This is a genomic window from Mucilaginibacter sp. P1_A3 (assembly GCF_056406855.1).
On record NZ_JBFTZJ010000012.1, the window covers coordinates 22164 to 41655 of the forward strand.

The window sequence follows — 19492 nt, forward strand, 5'->3', positions numbered from 1 at the left end:
AACCTTTAAACCCAATACATTAATATGATAACGTGGAATAAATTTTTACCGGTTACCCTGGGTATTTTAATAAGCGGGATTACCGCGGGTTATGCCCAGGCTGCAAAACCATTGATGACAACGGAACAGATTGATCCGCAGTTCAGTGCTTTAGTAAGTAAAACAGCAAAGGCCGAAATCTTAGCCGATGGCTTTATGTGGAGCGAAGGACCTGTATGGATACAGCGCCACAACATGTTCCTTTTCTCTGATGTTAAAAAGAATGTCATTTATAAATGGACCAAAGAAAAGGGTAAAGAGATCTATCTGTCCCCTTCGGGATATACCGGTAAAAAGCCACGTGGAGGAGAGTTAGGCTCAAATGGTTTAGGTTTAAATTTGAAAGGGCAGTTGGTTATATGCCAGGATGGTGATAGGGCAGTATCCATAATGGATGCCCCTTTGGATAAGCCAAAAGCGAAATTCATCAAGCTGGCCGCCAGCTTCCATGGCAAAAAATTTGACAGCCCTAATGATCTGGCTTTTTTGAACAATGGTGATATTTACTTTACCGACCCTCCTTACGGCCTCGAAAAAAACGTGCATGATCCACTAAAAGAAGCCAAATACCAGGGTGTTTACAAAATTTCGGCGAATGGCAAAATAACCCTGCTTACAGATACACTTACACGACCAAATGGCATCGCTTTTTTTCCTGGCGGTAAAACCATACTGATCTCAAATTCTGACCAGGGAAAAGCCAACTGGTATGCCTATGATTTGGATAGAAATGGTTTGTTTACGCATGGCCGGATATTTTACAGCGCAAATTCGGCAACCAAAACAGCTGTAGGCATGCCCGACGGGATGAAAATTGATAAAAAAGGCAATGTTTTTGCTTCCGGGCCGGGAGGCTTATGGATATTTAACCGTACCGGTAAATTGCTGGGAAAAATGATATTTAATGATGTAGTATCGAATTGCAGTTTTTCTGCTGATGAAAAGACCCTCTATCTGACGTCCAATCACCGTGTTTTGAAAGTAGATTTAAGATAGGTAAATCGGTTACTCTTATCGAATTTGACGAGCAGGGTACTTTAAATTTGGCAATGATTAATGGTGTCGGTACAATTAACTAAAAAACTATAATAGTAAACAAAAATGGTTCAATGAACTTCCCGTCGCCCTTAATAAAACAGGCAACAACTTGTAAAGATGTTGCCTGTTTATATTGACCTTAATGCTATCAATCTGGTATAATATCAATAACCCAATATTTCCCCTAATGTTAATTTTTTAACCTCTCCACACTGCTTTAACATTTCGGGCGTGATCTTTTTTTCTGAACCTAAAAAACAGTAGATGTGATGTTTACCTCTGCCATATAACAAAATCGATCTTTTCATGCAACCTCAACAAATTTTAAAAAGGTCATTAATGTTGTGTTGGTAACGAATTCCATCAAACACCGATGAAGACACCTGTTATTGCTTTACTATCAACACTTTAATATCTCCGGGCATATTAACATCTTTCAGTAACGGCTGTAAAACCTTGTTCATAATAATAGCCGGCGATTGATTTACTGTTGGGATGATAATTTTATCCAGTTTTAAGCCATTTACATCATCAAATACCAAAGCAGGCCTAAAATCTTTTGTACTCACTGTAACCTTCATGTTTTTAATTGTAATTCCGGCGGCATGCCTAACATAAAAACCCCAGGCCGGCAGTTCGCCAAACATGGTAAACTCAGGATACCCGGCTGCATTTTCGGTAACCTGGCCCAGGTTATCGGTGCTGATAAAAGCCATATTTTTATCGGCGCCACCAGCATAATTAAGCTCAATATTTTCCAATATCACATCCTCTACCGGATGGCCGGGCAAGCCAGTAATAGATGCCGGAACAACATTATGCGGTGCTACTTTTGGCGGAGGTCCCTCCATCGGATAACCGATGTCGGGCTTACCGGCGGGTATCTCTGCTTTAACATTCGCAATGTACACCCGGCGTAAAGTACTATAACGATTATCGGTATTACGGTGGCCCAGGCGTATAAATATAGCGTTGCCTGTATTGGTTGACGTTACGTTGCGGATATCAATATCTTCCAGCACAGCGCCATCCACGCTTTCAAGCGCAATTGCCGATCGGTAAGTATTATAAACCTTTATGTTATTAACCCGGATATGTTTAAACCCACCTGTAGAACCAGTGCCTAATTTAAACCCACTTGCGCTTGAACGCAGGATACAGTTTTCAACCACAATATTATTGCATTCGTCATTGGGGTCATCTGATTTTATACAGACAGCATCGTCAGCGGCGTTAAATGTGCTGTTGATAATTTTTACATTTTTACAATCAGTAATATCAATTCCATCATTATTCCAGTAAGCAGTGCTTTGTACCAATATGCTATCAATTAACACATTTTTGCATTTATTATAACTTTGCACCCATCCCGAAGCATCTTTTAAAGTAACGCCTGTTACTTTAACGTCATCGCAGTTGCTAAATGAAATTAGTGTAGGTCTGTTTTTTTCACCAGGCCTTTTAACTTTCCATTGAGGATCTGTTATTATGCCTTTGCTTAATAGTTCCAGTACGTTTTCAACTAATTCGCGCCCCTGCCCGTTGATGGTGCCGCTGCCGGTCATGCTTATATTTTGCTGGCCCCCGGCGCTAATTAACGCCATTAACTTATCGTTAAAATCCATCCTGTTAGTTGATCCTAACAACACGGCGTTATCTGTTAAATGGAGTTCAACATTTGATTTAATAATAATTGGGCCGGTAATATAATTACCATCCGGAATTATAACCCGCCCTCCCCCGGCATTATTTGCGGCATCAATAGCTTTTTGAATAGCAATGGTATTGAGATGATTTTTATCAGCCTTTGCACCATAAGCTATTATATTATAATCCTTTTTTTGTGAAAAAGCGGTAGTTACCACTAATAACAAAAGGATGCTCGTAAAAATATTTTTCATCATTATAAATGGTTAAGCTTTAAAAAATAAACATCGGGCGGCAAAAATCCTCCGGACCAAGCCGGAGGATCATTGTTCATTATTAATTAATACCCTGGATTTTGTGGAAAAGTTTCGCGGTTTAAATCAATAACTGCCTGCGGGATGGGTCTTAGCAAATGGAATGCCTTTATTGCATTTGCAGCTTTAGCTTCATCGTTATAAGTTAACACCCGGGCTACCAAAGTACCTGTGCGTTTTAACTCAAACCACCTGAATTCTTCGCCGGTAAGCTCTCTTACTCTTTCGTCAAGTATATCGTCAATAGTTAATGTTGATGCCTGCATTTCTGTACTATAAGCAATCCCGGTAAGCGGGTTGTTCCCTGGCTTGGCCGCCCTTACGCGAATGGCGTTAAAATATTGTAACGCTTTAGGCAAATTACCTGTTTTAAGGTACGCTTCAGCTGCTATTAAATAAGTTTCTGCAAGACGGAAAACATAAGTGTCGCGGGTGCCTCCGCCATCAACATAGCCCGGTACTCCGGGGTCGCGGAATTTTTTAAACTGCGGATAGTTACGCTGACCAGATACAAATGGCGAATTACGATACTCATCCGGATTGATAACAACATACTTTTTCTCCGCTTTTTGTGCTGCCGTAAACGGCACTGCAGGGTAATAAATTAAGGTATCGCCTACCGCAAAAGTTTTACTGTTATAAGATCCTGCAACCTGTACATAAACCACATCATATACATTAGCTAAATAACGGCTATCGCGCGTTTTGTCAAACAAGCTAAACCAGTATGGATCCAGAGAGGCCGCGTTATTTGTTTTTCCGTAAAATGTACTTCGGCCAACCAAACCTGTATTTTGTGTGTCCCACATAAAATATTGCTGTAAGCTGTTGCCTGATCCATTTGCACCTGCGTTGGTGTTGGTGCTGTACTGTACAGAAAAGATCACTTCATTGTTTACCTGAAAATTGTTTATAGCAGGATCAAACAGATCGGCATATTTAGTTTTTAAGGAATAAGGACCCGCCATTACAGCTTCGGCATTGGTTGCCGCCAACTGAAAATCGGCATTACCGCCGCCATAGCTTTTATAACCCCGTGTTAAATAAACTTTTGATAATAAGTGTTGCGCAAAACCTTTGGTTACACGGCCAAAATCTGTAGTTGTAGCAGGCAGTACGGCCAAAGCATCATTCAAATCCTGTATAATCTGGGTATAAACGTCTTTTTCGGGAGTGCGGGTAAATATGAAGTTAATAACCGTGGTACGGGTTAAAACTACAGGCACATCGCCAAATGTTTCGGTTAGTAAATAGTAATAGTAGGCGCGCAATGCTTTAGCCTCGGCCACGCGGATATTAATATTTGCGGCATTACCGTTGGGTACCTTTGTTGCCCAGTAAATACTGTTATTAGCAATATTGATTGCCGAATAAATCTGCCTGAAATAACCGTCTACATCGCCATTAAAAGAGTTGAGATTGGTATTATAAAGGTTTTCGCTATTATTATCATTAATGCCGGGCGACGAAAAAACATCGGTTCCGATAAAATAAAGCCCCCCAAAGTTAACTATGCCTCTTAAAGTACTATAATTGCTTTTTACCAGGTCCTCGAAGCCAGCGGGTGTATTATAATAGGTTTCGGCTGTTTGCCCTCCCAGGTTGTTTTCATCAGTAAATTTTTTACATCCGCTTATGCTGAATAGCACAACAGCAAGGCTAAGCAGCAAATGTTTTTTATTTATATATTTCATAACGAGTTATGTTAAATAATGATCAATAATTATAAAGTTAAATTTAAGCCTAGCATAAAGGTGCGCGTTTTGAAATCCTGATTTAAAGCTGAGGTACTGCTTGGATTTTCGGGATCCCAACCTATAAACTTACTGAAGATGAAAGGATTGAATGCATTGGCATACACTCTTAAATTGGTGATTTTCACCCTGCTCAACAGCTTTTTGGGGATGGTATATCCTAATGTGATATTGCTGATCTTAGTATATGATGAGTTTTGCAATACTGCAATACCGCCATATTGGGTTTCTAAAGCTGTGTTGGCCCATTTGTTACTTGGGTTGGTGGGCGTCCAATAACTGCGGTCAAAGGCACCAAAGCGCGCCCTGCGCTGGTCGCCATTCATAGCCTGGTTTAAAAACTCACTGCCCTCAAGTGTACCCTGCCGCGTATATACGGTAAAACTGAAATCAAAATTGGCAAAATTCATGGTGTTGGTTAAGCCACCAAACCAATTTGGTATATCGCTACCTAACACCTGGCGATCGCCTGCGTCAATTTTATTGTTGTTATTAAGATCCTGTATTTTGTATGTACCTGGTTTTTGTCCATAAACGGCAGCCTGAGCAGCTTCGTCGGCTTGCCACACGCCAATTATTTTATAATTGTATTGTACGCGTACTTTTTGACCCAAAAATCTGGCTGCTCCAACGTCATCCTTACCAGTTCCGTACAGATCAACAATTTTGTTGGAGTTAGCTGCAAAATTGATATTGGTAGTCCAGCTAAACTTACCCGACCGTACATTCACCGTATTCAGACCAATTTCTATACCTTGATTTCTTACTGATCCAAGGTTGGTGGTTTGGGCCGAATAACCATTTTCCGGAGGCACCGGCTGTGACAAAATCGAGCCATTAGATGTTTTGCGATAAAGATCAACCGTTAAATTTACCCTGTTATTTAAAACGCCTAAATCAAGTCCGGCATTAAATTCGTCAGTTTTTTCCCAGGTAAGATTCTGATTGCCAAAATTTGGTGCAAACCCACTGGCTTGGATGCCATTGAAATCATAAGGTGTTTGATAAATAGTAGATTGGGTAACATACGGATAGAATATAAGGTTTTGCAATGCCGCATTGCCCGATTTACCATAGCTTAACCTTATTTTTAATAGATTAATAGGGGTAACATTCTTTAAAAAATCTTCTTCACTGGCTATCCAGGCAAATGCTCCCGATGGGAAATAACCCCATTTGTGGCCAGGTGCAAAAATAGAATTGCCATCAGCCCGCATAGTAGCGGTAAGCAGATACCTGTTATTGAAGGTATAATTAGCCCTGCCAAAATATGATGCAATAGTTTGTTTGGAGTAACCGCTGCCTATACCTACAATTGGTATTTGGCCTAAAACGTTTTGATAAGTACCTAAATTATACCAAAGCGACCTGTAAGGCAAACCAGTAACCGATATAGAGGAAAAATCTTGCTGATGATATTCAAAGGTGTTACCTAAGGTAATATCAAATTTGCTTTTACCTATCTCTCTGTTATAAGATAGCAGGTTTTCCCAGGTGTAGTTAACCCATTTGTTTGAACTGCTTTGCCCCTGTGCCGGCTTAGTGCCCGCCTGTTGTTTAGTAAAAGTATCATCATACTGGCCCTGGCGCTGAAAGGTAATATCCGGGCTGAATGAGGTACGTACCTTTAACCCTTTTATGATATTAGCCTCGGCATAAACGTTTGGCAATACGTGTACATATTGCTGCTCTCTGATCTCGTTTTTAAACTCAAACAAAGGGTTAGTGATCTGGGCTTCGCTTTCATAAGCAAAAAACCGAGGAGAGCCATCAGCATTATAAGCACTGCCGGTAGGGCGTAAACGGTAAGCCGAACGAAAAACTTCGGCGCTACCTAAGTGATTGTTTACAAAAATAGAATATATTGAACCACCTGCTTTAAACGTGTTGTTAATAGTTTTATCTAACCCCGTCTTTAAAGTATATTTTTTAGAATCCTCGGCCTTAGTTGTACCCTGGTATACCTGATACCCGCCAGATAAAAAATAGGTAGTTTTTTCATCCCCTCCGGTTATAGAAAGGTTGTGGTTGGATTGTGAACCATTTCTTTTGATCAGGTCTATCCAGTTGGTATAGGTTCCGTTTTTAATATTGGTTAATTCAGTTGCCGAAAATATTTTATCATCTGCAATCGGGATAGCAGGGTAACCGGATAAGGCATTATAATAATCACGTGCGTAAGTAACAAAAGTTGGCCCATCCATTACCGGAGGTAAATGATAAGGATTTACCACGCCGTAATAGCCATCATAAGTGATCTTAGTATTACCCTTAATTCCCCTTTTGGTGGTTACCAATACTACACCATTAGCACCGCGTGATCCGTAAATTGCGGTAGATGATGCGTCTTTTAATACATCAATCCGCTCAATATCGGCAGGGTTAATATCATTTACCGGGTTGGTAGCGCTACCGTTTTGACCAACGGGAATACCATCAATTACATAAAGCGGTTGTGTACTTCCGGTTATTGAATTGGCGCCCCTGATCTCGATATTGAAATCAGACCCAGGTTTACCCGATCCGCGTTTGATATCCACACCTGCTATACGGCCCTGCATTGCTTCCTGCGTACCGGAGGCCCTGGCCCTAACAATTTCGTCAGATTGTAAAGAACTAACAGTTCCGGTAAGGTCAATCTTCTTTTTTGTACCATAACCAATTACTATCACCTCGTTAAGTGATTTTTGCTCGGCAAGCATCTGCACAGCCATTGGTTGGTTAAGGTTAACAGGCACCTCTAATGTTTGGTACCCAACATACTTAAATACAAGTATGTCGGTTTTGCTGTTAACGTTTATTTTAAAGCTACCGTCAATACCTGTTATAGTGCCGCTGGTTGTACCTTTAATGGTAACACTAACGCCTATGAGTGTTTCATTTTTTTCATCAATAACTTTACCGGTAATTGTAATATCTGCATCAGCATCCTTTTTTGATGATGCAGCTGTTTGTTCGGCATCAATTAAGATAATTTTGCTTTTAAAAACCTCGTACTTAATATGATATTGAGTTAATAGTTTATCCAATACATCTTTAAGGTTTGTATCATTAAAATCAACCGAAATTTTATTGGTGGTTTTTATAACATCCTGGTTGTAAATAAATTCAACATGATGTGTTTTAGATAATGTTTTCAATACGTCGGACAGTGTTTTATTCTGAGCCGTAAGACTAATCTTTTTATTAAGTACCCCCTGCGCCCTAATCGGCTTTGAGTAAGTGACACCAGCCATTAATACGATGATCAATAACTGAACAAATGTGATTCTCATAATCTTGTACCAGAAATGCGAATGTTGTAAACAAAAAATCATAAATTTGAGTTAGTTGTATTTTGTGAAAAAATATAATAAACGGCCCTATCACCAATTTTTATTGATGTTATCCGAGGGCGGTGAAATTTCCTGGTACAAGAGTGTTACAGCACTCTTGTACCTTCTTTGGAATAATAAAGTAGCTTATCGCTTTAAGATGGTTTGGGTTTTCTCATAAGTTTAAATCTTTAGGGTTATTTACTAATTTAATTGGTCTTTTTTAGTACAATGAGATTGTTGGAAATCTCATAATCGAGTTTCATCGAAGCCTTCAATACTTCTAAAACTTCGGGTAAGTTTAAATCGGTCAAATCTGCGGTCATTACCGCTTTATCCAATTCTCCAGTCCCGATCCTGATGTTTACATCAAATTTTTTATTGAGCACCAATACAATATCTGCCAGTTTAGCATTATCAAAAGACAAATCTACGTGCCTGTAAATCGTCAAATCAGATATATCGGCTTGCTTACTGGTAATAAGTTGGGTGTTTTTAAGAATAACCTGTTCTTTAGGATACAGTATCACTTCGCCGGCCATTAATTGCGCGCCGGCATTGGCTGCGTCGCTTCCTTTTTTACTTACCGATACCTTACCGGTAACCACCGTAACGGCGGCCGCCCTAACATACTTGCTATCAACCACCCTGAAGCTGGTACCCCAAACTTTAGTTACAATATGCTCACTGCTGATAATAAATGGCCGGTTTGGATTTTTCGTCACTTCAAAAAAACAGTCGCCCTTCATAGCAACCTCCCGCGATTTAATCCGGAATTGCTTAGGCCAGCTTATACTGGCATCAGGACTAAGCCATACCACGCTGCTATCGGGCAGCAATTGCTTAACAATATTGTGGGTGTGATTACTGAAGGTATTATCTAAACTTGCCACTTGTGCCTCTTCTACAGGCTTTAAAGCCTTATCCAGAAAAAAGAATTTAACAAAAATGAGCAATGCTGCCGCAGCCGCAACCCCTATCCACCATTTGCGGTACATCGGCCATACTACTGCAGTTTCTCCGGCAAAGGTTTGCTGGCGAATGGCATTAAACATTTTTGCTTTCAGCAGCTCTTTTTTATCGTTTGATAAGTTTTGGGTATAACCGGCCTTATCGGTGTATTGCCTGTACCACCGGTCAATCGCTTCCGCTTCTTCGGGCGTACAAGTGCCATTAAAATACTTATCCAATAATTCAGAAAGTTGAACTTTATCCATGGTAAAGAAAGTTTATAATCAGGCTTATAAAAGGTAAGTCGAAGCAAGGAGAGACAACCCTTGCTTTTTTTTGAAAAAAAATTATTTCAGTAAAAAAACCACTAAGAGTACTAACGTATCGCCAACAGCTAAACGAATATGCTGCAATGCTTTGGTAAGGTGCCACTCCACCGTTTTTTCGGATATATTTAAAATTACAGCTATCTCTTTATTACTTTTATGTTGTAACCGGCTTAATTCATAAACATTGCGGCATTTAGGGGGTAATGTGTTTATGATACCTTCCAGGTGTTTTTTAAGGTCGTTAAGAAAAATACTATCTTCCGTTGCATTATCCATATCGGGATTATGCTTGCTGGCAGATGCAAAAGAACTTTGCAGCAGTTCTTTACGATAATGATCTATAACCTTGTATTTTACTGCAGTATATAAGTAGTTTTTTAAGCCGGTAGTTAAATTCAAAACAAACCGCTTTTCCCATAGCTTAACAAAAAGATCCTGTATAATTTCTTCGCAAATGGCTGTGTTTTGCAGCCGCTTGTAGGCAGAGTCAAATAGCTTATCCCAATAGCGTGTATAAATAGTTTCAAAAGCCCCTACCTGATCTTGCTTTAGTAACGAAACAAGGTCTTCATCAGTATGTATTAAATAATTGCCCATTTAGATAAGCTACTTACACTGATTTTTAAACCAGGTTAATTGGTTAATGATTTTTAAAGTACTTTTTTATTTAAACAAAGGTGGTATAATATTTCCTGAAATTAAATTAATTTGATTTTCGATCAGGTACTTTAATTACATATTAACTAAACGATATTTGATTATTCCTGATGAGACAAGCAACAGCAAAACCTATTCAGAACCCCTCCTTTTCCATATCATTTTTCCAATGCCCCTGCAGGCTGGTATTGTGGTTGGGCAGCCCATTTCTTATCCGGTTTATCCTGCATGAAAATATCAAGACTTCCTCCCGCCATCATGTTTTTATAATTAATGTAATCGTTCCCGCTTAATTTCCCGTTCCATTTCACCTGGTGGATGTATGCCGAACTTTTACTTTTTTTGTGGCAAGTTATTACCAGCTCCTTCCCTTTCGGCAGTTTCAATATCACCTTATCGAAAATAGGGGCACAAATAAGATATTCGCCCGATATGGGGTTCACCGGGTAAAAACCCATGGCCGCGAACATGTACCATGCCGACATTTGCCCGGCATCGTCATTGCCGCCAAGGCCGCCCGGGCCATCACTATACTCTGTAGCAAGTATCTGGCGAACCTGCTGTTGCGTTTTCCAGGGCGAAGGGGTGTAATTGTACATAAAAGGGATCTGGTGGCCAGGTTCATTACCATGCCAGTATTCTTTTTTCAAAAACAAACTATCCAATGCAGTTTCCAGTCGGGCGGGGCCTCCCATCAATTGTGTAAGGCCCGGAATATCCTGTGGAACATAAAATGTATATTGACGGGGCGTGCCTTCGGTAATATAGCTTTCTTTTTTATCGGGGTCGTAATCTGTTATCCAACTACCGTTGGCATAGCGGCCCCGTACCAAACCCGTAGTAGCATTAAATGTATTTTTATAATAACCGGCACGTTTTAAAAGTGATTTATAATCTGCTGTTTTATTTATCTTTTTGGCGAATTGTGATAGCGCATAATCGTCATAAGCATATTCCATAGTGCGGCTAACCTGCTCTTTTTTATGAAAAGCATCGGGTACGCTATCTTCCAGAGGTATGTAGTGATATTTTAAATAGCTATCTAATGCCCGGCGGCCTTTACCTTCTTCATAATCACTTTTATTTGCAGGTATGTCAAAAGCATTGTGCCGCAATAAGCCATAGGCTTCGTTTACATCATAATCCCTGATACCTTTAAGATAAGCCGAACTTATTACCGAAGCCGTATGGTCGCCTATCATTTCTGACGTGTAATTGTTCCAGCACGGAAATATTGGCATCCAGCCTCCCTGCCTGCCTTTAATAATCAACGACCTGACCAAATCATTCACAAAAGCGGGTTTCAATATTTCATACAAAGGAATTTCGGCGCGGTATATATCCCACATCGAAAAATCATCATAATAGTCGCCTTTGGCCAGCTTTGCTGTTTTATAATTGCCGGCAAACATAGGGTAGCTGCCGTCCGCATCATTAAACAACCGGGGTTGCTGCATAGTGTGGTAATAAGCTGTATAAAAAATATTTTTATCCTTAAGGTTATCGGTAGTCACACTAATTTGGCTTAAGGCTTTTTGCCATATCGATTTACAAACTGCAACCGCTTTATCAAAATTAAACCCGGGCATTTCTGCCACTAAGTTCTTACGGGCGCCATCCAGGCTGGTAAAGGATGTACCTATGCGCATCACCAGCTTTTCGCCCTTGTTCAGTTTAAAACCTGCAAACGCACCTATTCCCGGCTTATCTTTTACACTTGTGGCAGTTAAAATCTTATCCCCTGTAAAAGTGCCTGCCCTGCCGGCAATTTTTTCAAACCGGATCACAAAGTAGCCGCTAAAGCCAGCGCTTTTACCCCAGCCCTGGTAAATACGATGGGCAGGATTATAACCACTAATTTCGCCGCTTTTTTCATCCACCTTTATGTAACCTTCATGCCTATCGCTGTTGGGCATAATTAACAAATAAAGGCTATCTGCCTTATCCATTGTAAACTGCATCATGCCACAGCGTGGTGTTGCTGTTACAGCGGCATGTAAGTTATATTTAGCTAAATTAACCTGGTATAAATATGGGGTCAGCAGTTCGTCGGTATGTTTAAATGGAGTTTCGTATCCCCTGGTGTTTAATTTACCGGTAAGGGGCATAATGGTAAAACTACCATAATCCTGCGTACAGGAACCGCTTAGCCAATGCGAACCGCGAATCCCGTAAAACAAGCTATCTTTATAAAGATAGGGCGGCACACACTTATTTTCAGTAGCCTGGGTCTCGGGCGTCCACTGTGTCATTGCAAATGGTGTACTCACCGCAGGTATAGTATTGGCTTGTGACGCTGCATACCCCGAGCCATGTTTTAGTGCCGACGCTGTTGTAGCAACAGCGGTACCCGCCAAAGGCTGCACATATTTAACTACATCCTGCGCAAATATGGATGTGGTTACAACCGACAATAATAAAGTAATATATAAGCGTAACTTTTTATAAAGTATCATATCATTCATTTAACCCAGAGTGTATTTGATAATAAAATTCAATATTAACATCACTTTGGGCCATTGCATCTCTGTATTAAAAAAATATTTTATTTCGGTATAAAAAGTACCACGGGTGGTACGCTGTATCAGTACTATTGTTTCAGTTTTTCCAGCTCTGCCGGTGTTATTTTGATAATAGTACCGTGCCTGATGCCTTTAGGGAGATCGATCTGATCAGAAATATCTGTCCATTTTTTCAGGTCAGTTGAAGTGATGGCTCCATATTTATGTTCGGTGTATTTATCAAAATAAACAATCCACTTATTGTCAATTCGCAAAGTAGTTGGTCCTTCGGCCCAATATTTACCGGTTATAGGGCCCTGAGGTTTTGAGTAAGGGCCGGTTAAGTTTTTAGCATAAGCTATTTTGATGTTTTTTTGCACAGGATGCAGGGTTTCATCTTTAAACACCATTACAAATCTCTTTCCATTGGGCACAATGGTTGCATCAATACTGCTAAAACCCGGATCGAACAGCATTTTTGCCGAAGTGTAGGTTTTAAAATCCTTAGTGGTGATGTAATAAATACGATGGTTATACTTACTCTCGGCAAGGCTATCCGTTACCGGGAACAAACCATCAACAGAAGTAGCCCAATAGATCATATATAGCCTGGTGACTGCATCATAAGTAATTTCTGGAGCCCAGCAGTTACGTGCACCTGGCTGTTGTTCCATAACTGGTAATTGTTGCTGCCCTGACCAATGTACCAGGTCTGGTGAGCTGGCATAGCCGATGCCTTTATCTTTCCAGCTATCCGTCCAAACCATATGGAATAAGCCGTCGGCACCGCGGATGATGCAGGGATCGCGCATCAACTTATCATTGGATACCATCGGCGTTAAAAATGAGCTGTCATTTTTTAAAGCCGACCATTTAAATCCATCATCGCTATAGGCCAGATGTAGTCCATCCTCGCCGTTATTTTTAAAATAGGCAAACAAATAAACCTCTTTTTTTTGATGAACCTGGGCATGAACAAATGCGCCAAGCAACATCAAAACAACAAAAACGATTCTTTTAAATATCATGGTTAGGGAATTTAAACTTAAAATAACTGATAAGATTACAGTAATGCTCTTTTTATTTCGGATCATTTTAAATGGTGATAGGATCATTTGATTAGTTGGTAGGATTTACCGCCGACAGTTGCAAAAACAAGTTCGAAACCACCAGCAACTTTTTTTGCCTTAATAGCGGCGTTTTTTAACATTAAAGGGGTTTTGGAATATACGCGGCATTCTCCCCCGTTTCTGGAATAAACCGAGGCACTGCTTACCTGGTTGTTTTGCCAATTAATATCTACCACATATCCGCCCCTGGCAACCAAGCCTTTTACCCTGCCTGTTTTCCAGGCATCCGGTATTGCCGGTAACAAATTAACTGAGCCATCCTGACTTTGTAACAGCATTTCGGCAAGTCCAGATGTTCCACCAAAGTTTCCATCTATCTGAAATGGTGGATGGGCATCAAACATATTGGGGTATAAACCGCCGCCTTCGTTATAATTATAACCACTCTCTCCGGTAAGCCTTAAAAGGTCCTGGTATAATTTATAGGCGTGGTTACCATCAAGCAAGCGTGCCCATAAATTCACTTTCCAGGCCAAACTCCACCCGGTACTTTCATCCCCCCTAAGTTCCAGTGACCTTTTTGCCGCTGCAGCAAGATCGGGTGTTTTTGATACCGATATTTCATTTGCCGGGTAAACGGAATATAGATGAGACACATGCCGGTGATGCGGATCGGGTGATTCAAAATCTTTAAACCACTCCTGTAACTGACCCTTGCTGCCAATTTGGTAAGGGATGAGCCTTGCTTTTTTAAGCGTTAAGGTATCTCTGAAAGCCTTGTCAACATTAAGCACCTTGCTGGCCGTTATTAAATTATCAAACAAGTCTCTTATAATGCCCATATCCATGGTGGTTGAAATGGAAACATCTGCAACTTTGCCTTTGCCATAAATAAAATCGTTTTCGGGTGACATGGACGGAGCAGTGACGAGGTGACCGCTGCTATCCGGGATCAACCAGTCAAATGTGAACCTGGCTGCGTTTTTCATAATCGGATAGGCAGTATTTTTTAAAAACTGCTTATCGCCTGTATATAAATAATGCTCCCATAAATGACGGGTAAGCCAGTCGCCCCCCATAGGCCAATTAGCCCATTTTGGATCACCGTGCCCAAAATCGCCAACCGGGTTAGCCAATGCCCATATATCAGTATTATGATGTGTAACCCATCCGCCTGCATGATAAAAATCTTTTGCAACAGAGGTACCCGTTACCGATAATGCCTTTATAAGATCAAACAAAGGCATGTGCATTTCGGTCAGGTTACAATCTTCGGCCATCCAATAATTCATTTGAACGTTGATATTACTGGTATAATTTGAACTCCATGGCGCGCGCAATTCTTTGTTCCAGATACCCTGGAGATTTGCGGGAACACCAGCGGTTCTGGAACTGCTGATCAATAAATAACGGCCATATTTAAAGTACAAAGCTTCAATTCCAGGGTCTTTCCCCGTTTTTGTGTAAGCGGCAAGTCTTTCATYGGTAGGAAGATTAGCCCTGCTGCCCTCATTATTATTCAATGTTAATGAAACACGATTGAAAAAACGGTGATAGTCTGCAAGATGAGCAGCCAGTAACTTTTGATACGGCTTTGCAGCGGCTTTATGGAGGTAATTTAACGCGATAGCGTGCTCGTCGTTATCCGGGCATTTATCATAGCCATTAAAGCTGGTTGCTGCCGAGAGGAACAGTGTAACTGCAGAAGCTCCTTTAATTGTAATTCCGCTTGTATCTGCTGTTATTTTCCCATCATCACTTACGGCTTTTGTTAACAATTCATAACGCATTCCTTTACAAGGATCATTATCATCATAAACGATGGGTTCCTGTTTGTAATCGACATAACTTGGTTCAACGTGGGAAGGTGCTTTTCCCTTAAGTATTAATAAGTTATTTTCTGACAACTCCTTTTTAAAACGAAGCTGGCTTGAAGCCGTGATCTTTAAGTTTAACTGTTTAGGAATGCTCGCTGTTATTCTAACTACAATAACCTGGTCTGGCGCCGATGCAAAGATCTCTCGTTTATACTTTACACCGTTAATGGTGTACACCGTGGTGGCTACAGCATCATCAATATTTAAGTCCCTGTAATAAGCATTTGTTTTAGATGTATTTACATCTTGTTTGATGCGCAGATCTGCCAGCGGTAAAAAGCTTTCAGAATATACCCCCTGCATTTTTTTGTCGAGATCATGTGCCAGGTTGTAATCGCCCTTAAAAAGTGCAGATCTTACCTTTTCCAGGTAACTGAAAGCCCCGGGGTTCGGGTTTTGTTTAGCAGGCCCACCAGACCACAACGTGGCCTCGTTCAGCTGGATAAGTTCATCACCGGGATTCCCGAATACCATAGCCCCTAAACGCCCGTTTCCTAAAGGCAAAGCCTCCGTCCACAGTTTCGCCGGTTTTTTGTACCATAATTTATTACCCTGAGCAAAGCAATCAAAAGTTATTAATTGAACGGCAATAAAACAGACTAAAGTAAACGTGCGCCTGGTTATCAAATATTTCATATAAGTTGAATTTTATTTAAGCACTTTAAATGTTATTTTGAATGCAGCCGCATTTTGCGTGGGATAAACCGCGCTATTATTGATTATCAGCGCATTCTTATTCTGTTTCCATTTAACTTTAACGTTACTGCCCAGAAGCTCAACGCCGGCCACAGTTCCATTTCCGGCATCGGAGCCCAGCGAAGTGATAGATACCGTTTCGCCCGGTGCAGGTAAGCCAAGTGTTATGGCATAAAGTTTATCACCCTTTACTGTAAACCGAATATCTTTTGAACTAAAAGGTATTTTTTGATCTACAAACTGGCCGCTGGCCGACCTGGTTGGTCCTTCCCCATAAACTTTCCACGGACGAGTGCCATAAATAGCCTCGCCGTTTACTTTAAGCCATTTGCCTGTGCCAAGTAACACCTGCGTTTCTTCGTCGGTAATACTGCCATCAGGCCGGGGACCAATATTTAATAAGAGGTTGCCATTTTTACTTACAATATCTATAAGGTTGGTTATTACATATTGAGCCGTTTTAAAGGTATTTCCGTTCGCGTATCCCCATGAAGTGTTTCCAATAGCGTCGTCTGTTTGCCAGGGCAGTTTGTGTATCCCATCCAGCTTTCCGCGCTCCATATCAAATACAGCTGTTCCCTCCGGGAAGGCTACATCATTTTTATAATTGAGGACAACGCCCTTATTCCATTCAATGCCTTTATTATAAAAATAAGATGCAAATGATTTACGATAAGGCTCAAGTTCCGGTTGTTCTATCCACCAGTCAAACCAAAACAATTGTGGTTTGTACTTATCGGTCAATTCAATATTGCGCATTAACCAGTCGTTCATAAACTCGGTGCTCATTATTGGCCTTACATTATCGGGGCCTTTACTAAACGGGTCATACACTTTTGCAGGGCCATAAAAATCTGCAAAATCCGGATCTCTCACATCCGAATTAAACTTTGTTCCTTCTCCCATAAACCACCAATGTTCTATCCTGTGAGATGAAAGGCCGAAAATCAGTCCATTTTTACGTATTGCGGCTGCCAATTCACCTATAATATCCCGTTTGGGCCCCATTTCTGCAGCGTTCCATTTAGATAAAGCTGTTTTATACATGGCAAAACCATCATGATGCTCGGCAACCGGCACCACATATTTGGCACCAGCTTTTTTAAATAAAGCTACCCAGGCATCGGCATTAAATTTTTCGGCTTTAAACATTGGTATAAAATCCTTGTAACCGAATTTGCTTTCCGGGCCATAAGTGGCTACCTGATGTTTATATTCATCACTCCCTTCACGGTACATATGCCTCGGGTACCATTCGTATTTATATGCAGGAACGGAGTATACGCCCCAATGAATAAATATACCAAACTTGGCGTCCCTGAACCATTCGGGCGTCTGGTATTTCTTTAATGAATTCCAATCGGCCTGAAAGCGTTCCTGGGCATTGGAACGTGTAATACAACAAATAAAAAAGCAAATAAATGCCAATGACCTTAGTATTGTCTTGTACATATTGGTAGATGCGTAAAATAGTTATAATTTATTTTTAATTTGGTTAGTAATGGTTGCTTTATGAAGGTAAATGAACTTTTTTTATTTCCATTCTTTACACCCTTGCGTTGTATACAGTATTCTTTTTTGATGTTAATTGCCTTTATGAAGCATGAATTGCTTTATTCTTAAACTGATTTCATTTACTAACTGCACTGTACTTACAAACCCTAAAATTTAGCTGGCTTGTTCATAATGATCAATAAGGACGAATTACTCACTGGAAAACAATTGGTGATTACCCGGATAGGGTTAATGCATGTTAAAAAAGGAGTACAGCCCTAAAGCTATACTCCAACCAACTATTAATCATTATAAACCAATTATCAGTACCCAGGATTTTGTTTAAGCTTGGGATTTATATCTATCTCTGTTTGGGGTAGCGGAAATATTAAGCGGGTTTGTGTAATGTTTGTATATGCAGCCGTAGGAAGGTAAGGCTGCTGCTGCTTAATCTTAATTCCAAAAGCTGTCATTACATTTATAGCCTGCCCGGTGCGTACCAAATCAAGCCAGCGGTGATTTTCAAAAGCCAGCTCAACACGGCGCTCTTTTGCTATGGCGGTACGCAAATCTGCCTGGGCTAAAGCAGTAGTAATGCCCAGCCCGGCCCTTGCCCTTACCTGGTTAAGGTAAGGAATGGCCTGGCCTGATTTACCTTCTTCGTTTAAGCACTCGGCCAGCAACAGTAAAACATCGGCATAACGGTAAACTATCCAGTCGTCGCCGGTATTGTTAAAGTTTGCATACGGCCCGTGAGTGTATTTTTTGCAATAAGTATCATTTACCGTATTGCCGTCGCCATCTACATAGCTAAAAGCAATAGATGCTGCTTTACGGGTATCTCCTGTTTCATAGGCGGCAATCAAATCCGGGGTTGGTTTGTTCCAACCTCCGGTTGTTTTATTATCTCCAGACGGGCCTAAAATATTTTTTATGTTTGAAATATTAGGCGCAAACTGAAATGCGAAATTGCTTTGCTGTCCTTGCGGCCCCTCTAAATACTGCACTTCAAAAATAGATTCGGCTGTATTGCGGCTGGCAAAAATATTTGCGTAATTGGGCACCAGGCTATAACCCAAAGCGGTAACATCTGTCAAAGCGGTTTCGGCCTCAGGATATCGCTTTAACGTCATATAAACGTAGCCGAGCAATGTTTTAGCCGAACCTTTGGTAACCATACCAACGGTAGTTTGCTTTGCCGGCAATAAACCGACGGCGCTGGTGGCATCAGCAATGATCTGTTTGTACACATCATCTGCAGTTGAGCGTGGTAAAGAAGCTTCTGCTACCGAGGTAACTTCTTTTAAATGGAGGGGAACCCCTCCAAAATACTGCACAAGCTCAAAATAATAATAGGCACGTAAAAACTGCGCCTGCCCTTTTAAATTGGCTTTTACAGCAGCATCAATGGTTGAATTATCAATACGATCTAAAATAGCATTGGTACGGGCTATGCCAACGTAGCAATTTGCGTATTTGTTAAGGCCGTTCATATTGATAGTTATATCCAAAAAGCCCGAAATGTTCCACTTATCGCTGAACTGGCCACCCTGCAAACCGGGGCTGGCAAAATAAGTAGCATTGTCTGATCGCATTTCGCCCATTACATAGGCATCACTGTATATATTGCGCAAAGGCACATATGATCCTACAACTGCCTGGGTATAGTCATTGGCTGTTTTAAAGTAAGTTGCTTCGGTTACAACCGTTTGGGGCACTAATTCAATGAAGCTTTTTTTGCAGGCAGATAAGCTTAATGCCAATGCCGCCGTTAATAATATCCTGACTCTCATAATTATATGATTATATCT

General features: G+C 40.7%; 11 protein-coding genes. 1 reads left to right on the forward strand and 10 read right to left on the reverse strand.

Going from position 1 to position 19492, the window contains the following annotated elements:
* The first annotated feature begins 24 nt into the window (after positions 1-24).
* Positions 25-1035, forward strand: a complete 1011-nt coding sequence (locus AC1D0K_RS24215; protein ID WP_477397126.1) for an SMP-30/gluconolactonase/LRE family protein — start codon at positions 25-27, stop codon at positions 1033-1035.
* 428 nt (positions 1036-1463) lie between these two features.
* Here AC1D0K_RS24215 and AC1D0K_RS24220 read toward each other — a convergent pair whose 3' ends face one another.
* The 10 genes from AC1D0K_RS24220 to AC1D0K_RS24265 form a co-directional block, all read right to left on the reverse strand.
* The gene (locus tag AC1D0K_RS24220) at positions 1464-2981 is read right to left on the reverse strand and encodes a glycoside hydrolase family 28 protein (protein WP_477442662.1); all 1518 of its coding nucleotides are present in this window, start codon (positions 2979-2981) and stop codon (positions 1464-1466) included.
* A gap of 83 nt (positions 2982-3064) precedes the next feature.
* On the reverse strand, positions 3065-4732 hold the full coding sequence (locus tag AC1D0K_RS24225; RefSeq protein WP_477391337.1) for a RagB/SusD family nutrient uptake outer membrane protein: 1668 nt from the start codon (positions 4730-4732) through the stop codon (positions 3065-3067).
* A gap of 29 nt (positions 4733-4761) precedes the next feature.
* The gene (locus tag AC1D0K_RS24230) at positions 4762-8067 is read right to left on the reverse strand and encodes a SusC/RagA family TonB-linked outer membrane protein (RefSeq protein WP_477391338.1); all 3306 of its coding nucleotides are present in this window, start codon (positions 8065-8067) and stop codon (positions 4762-4764) included.
* A 248-nt stretch (positions 8068-8315) separates the two neighbouring features.
* On the reverse strand, positions 8316-9323 hold the full coding sequence (locus AC1D0K_RS24235; protein WP_477391339.1) for a FecR family protein: 1008 nt from the start codon (positions 9321-9323) through the stop codon (positions 8316-8318).
* Between the two features lie 81 nt (positions 9324-9404).
* The gene (locus AC1D0K_RS24240; RefSeq protein ID WP_477391340.1) at positions 9405-9983 is read right to left on the reverse strand and encodes an RNA polymerase sigma-70 factor; all 579 of its coding nucleotides are present in this window, start codon (positions 9981-9983) and stop codon (positions 9405-9407) included.
* A 218-nt stretch (positions 9984-10201) separates the two neighbouring features.
* Entirely contained in the window at positions 10202-12499 is a 2298-nt protein-coding gene (locus tag AC1D0K_RS24245) for a GH92 family glycosyl hydrolase (protein ID WP_477391341.1), read from the reverse strand.
* Positions 12500-12633: 134 nt separating this feature from the next.
* Entirely contained in the window at positions 12634-13572 is a 939-nt protein-coding gene (locus AC1D0K_RS24250; RefSeq protein WP_477391342.1) for a glycoside hydrolase family 43 protein, read from the reverse strand.
* Between the two features lie 83 nt (positions 13573-13655).
* Entirely contained in the window at positions 13656-16127 is a 2472-nt protein-coding gene (locus AC1D0K_RS24255) for a glycoside hydrolase family 95 protein (protein WP_477463111.1), read from the reverse strand.
* 12 nt (positions 16128-16139) lie between these two features.
* The gene (locus AC1D0K_RS24260) at positions 16140-17639 is read right to left on the reverse strand and encodes an alpha-L-fucosidase (RefSeq protein ID WP_477391344.1); all 1500 of its coding nucleotides are present in this window, start codon (positions 17637-17639) and stop codon (positions 16140-16142) included.
* Between the two features lie 365 nt (positions 17640-18004).
* Positions 18005-19474: a RagB/SusD family nutrient uptake outer membrane protein gene (locus tag AC1D0K_RS24265; RefSeq protein ID WP_477391345.1), complete on the reverse strand. Its 1470-nt coding sequence runs from the start codon at positions 19472-19474 to the stop codon at positions 18005-18007.
* Between the last annotated feature and the right edge of the window lie 18 nt (positions 19475-19492).

Coding starts and splice junctions, on each gene's coding strand:
- AC1D0K_RS24215 (WP_477397126.1), top strand. CDS start 25: ATGATAACGTGGAATAAATTTTTACCGGTTACCCTGGGTATTTTAATA.
- AC1D0K_RS24225 (WP_477391337.1), bottom strand. CDS start 4,732: ATGAAATATATAAATAAAAAACATTTGCTGCTTAGCCTTGCTGTTGTG.
- AC1D0K_RS24240 (WP_477391340.1), bottom strand. CDS start 9,983: ATGGGCAATTATTTAATACATACTGATGAAGACCTTGTTTCGTTACTA.
- AC1D0K_RS24235 (WP_477391339.1), bottom strand. CDS start 9,323: ATGGATAAAGTTCAACTTTCTGAATTATTGGATAAGTATTTTAATGGC.
- AC1D0K_RS24220 (WP_477442662.1), bottom strand. CDS start 2,981: ATGATGAAAAATATTTTTACGAGCATCCTTTTGTTATTAGTGGTAACT.
- AC1D0K_RS24260 (WP_477391344.1), bottom strand. CDS start 17,639: ATGTACAAGACAATACTAAGGTCATTGGCATTTATTTGCTTTTTTATT.
- AC1D0K_RS24250 (WP_477391342.1), bottom strand. CDS start 13,572: ATGATATTTAAAAGAATCGTTTTTGTTGTTTTGATGTTGCTTGGCGCA.
- AC1D0K_RS24230 (WP_477391338.1), bottom strand. CDS start 8,067: ATGAGAATCACATTTGTTCAGTTATTGATCATCGTATTAATGGCTGGT.
- AC1D0K_RS24265 (WP_477391345.1), bottom strand. CDS start 19,474: ATGAGAGTCAGGATATTATTAACGGCGGCATTGGCATTAAGCTTATCT.
- AC1D0K_RS24245 (WP_477391341.1), bottom strand. CDS start 12,499: ATGATACTTTATAAAAAGTTACGCTTATATATTACTTTATTATTGTCG.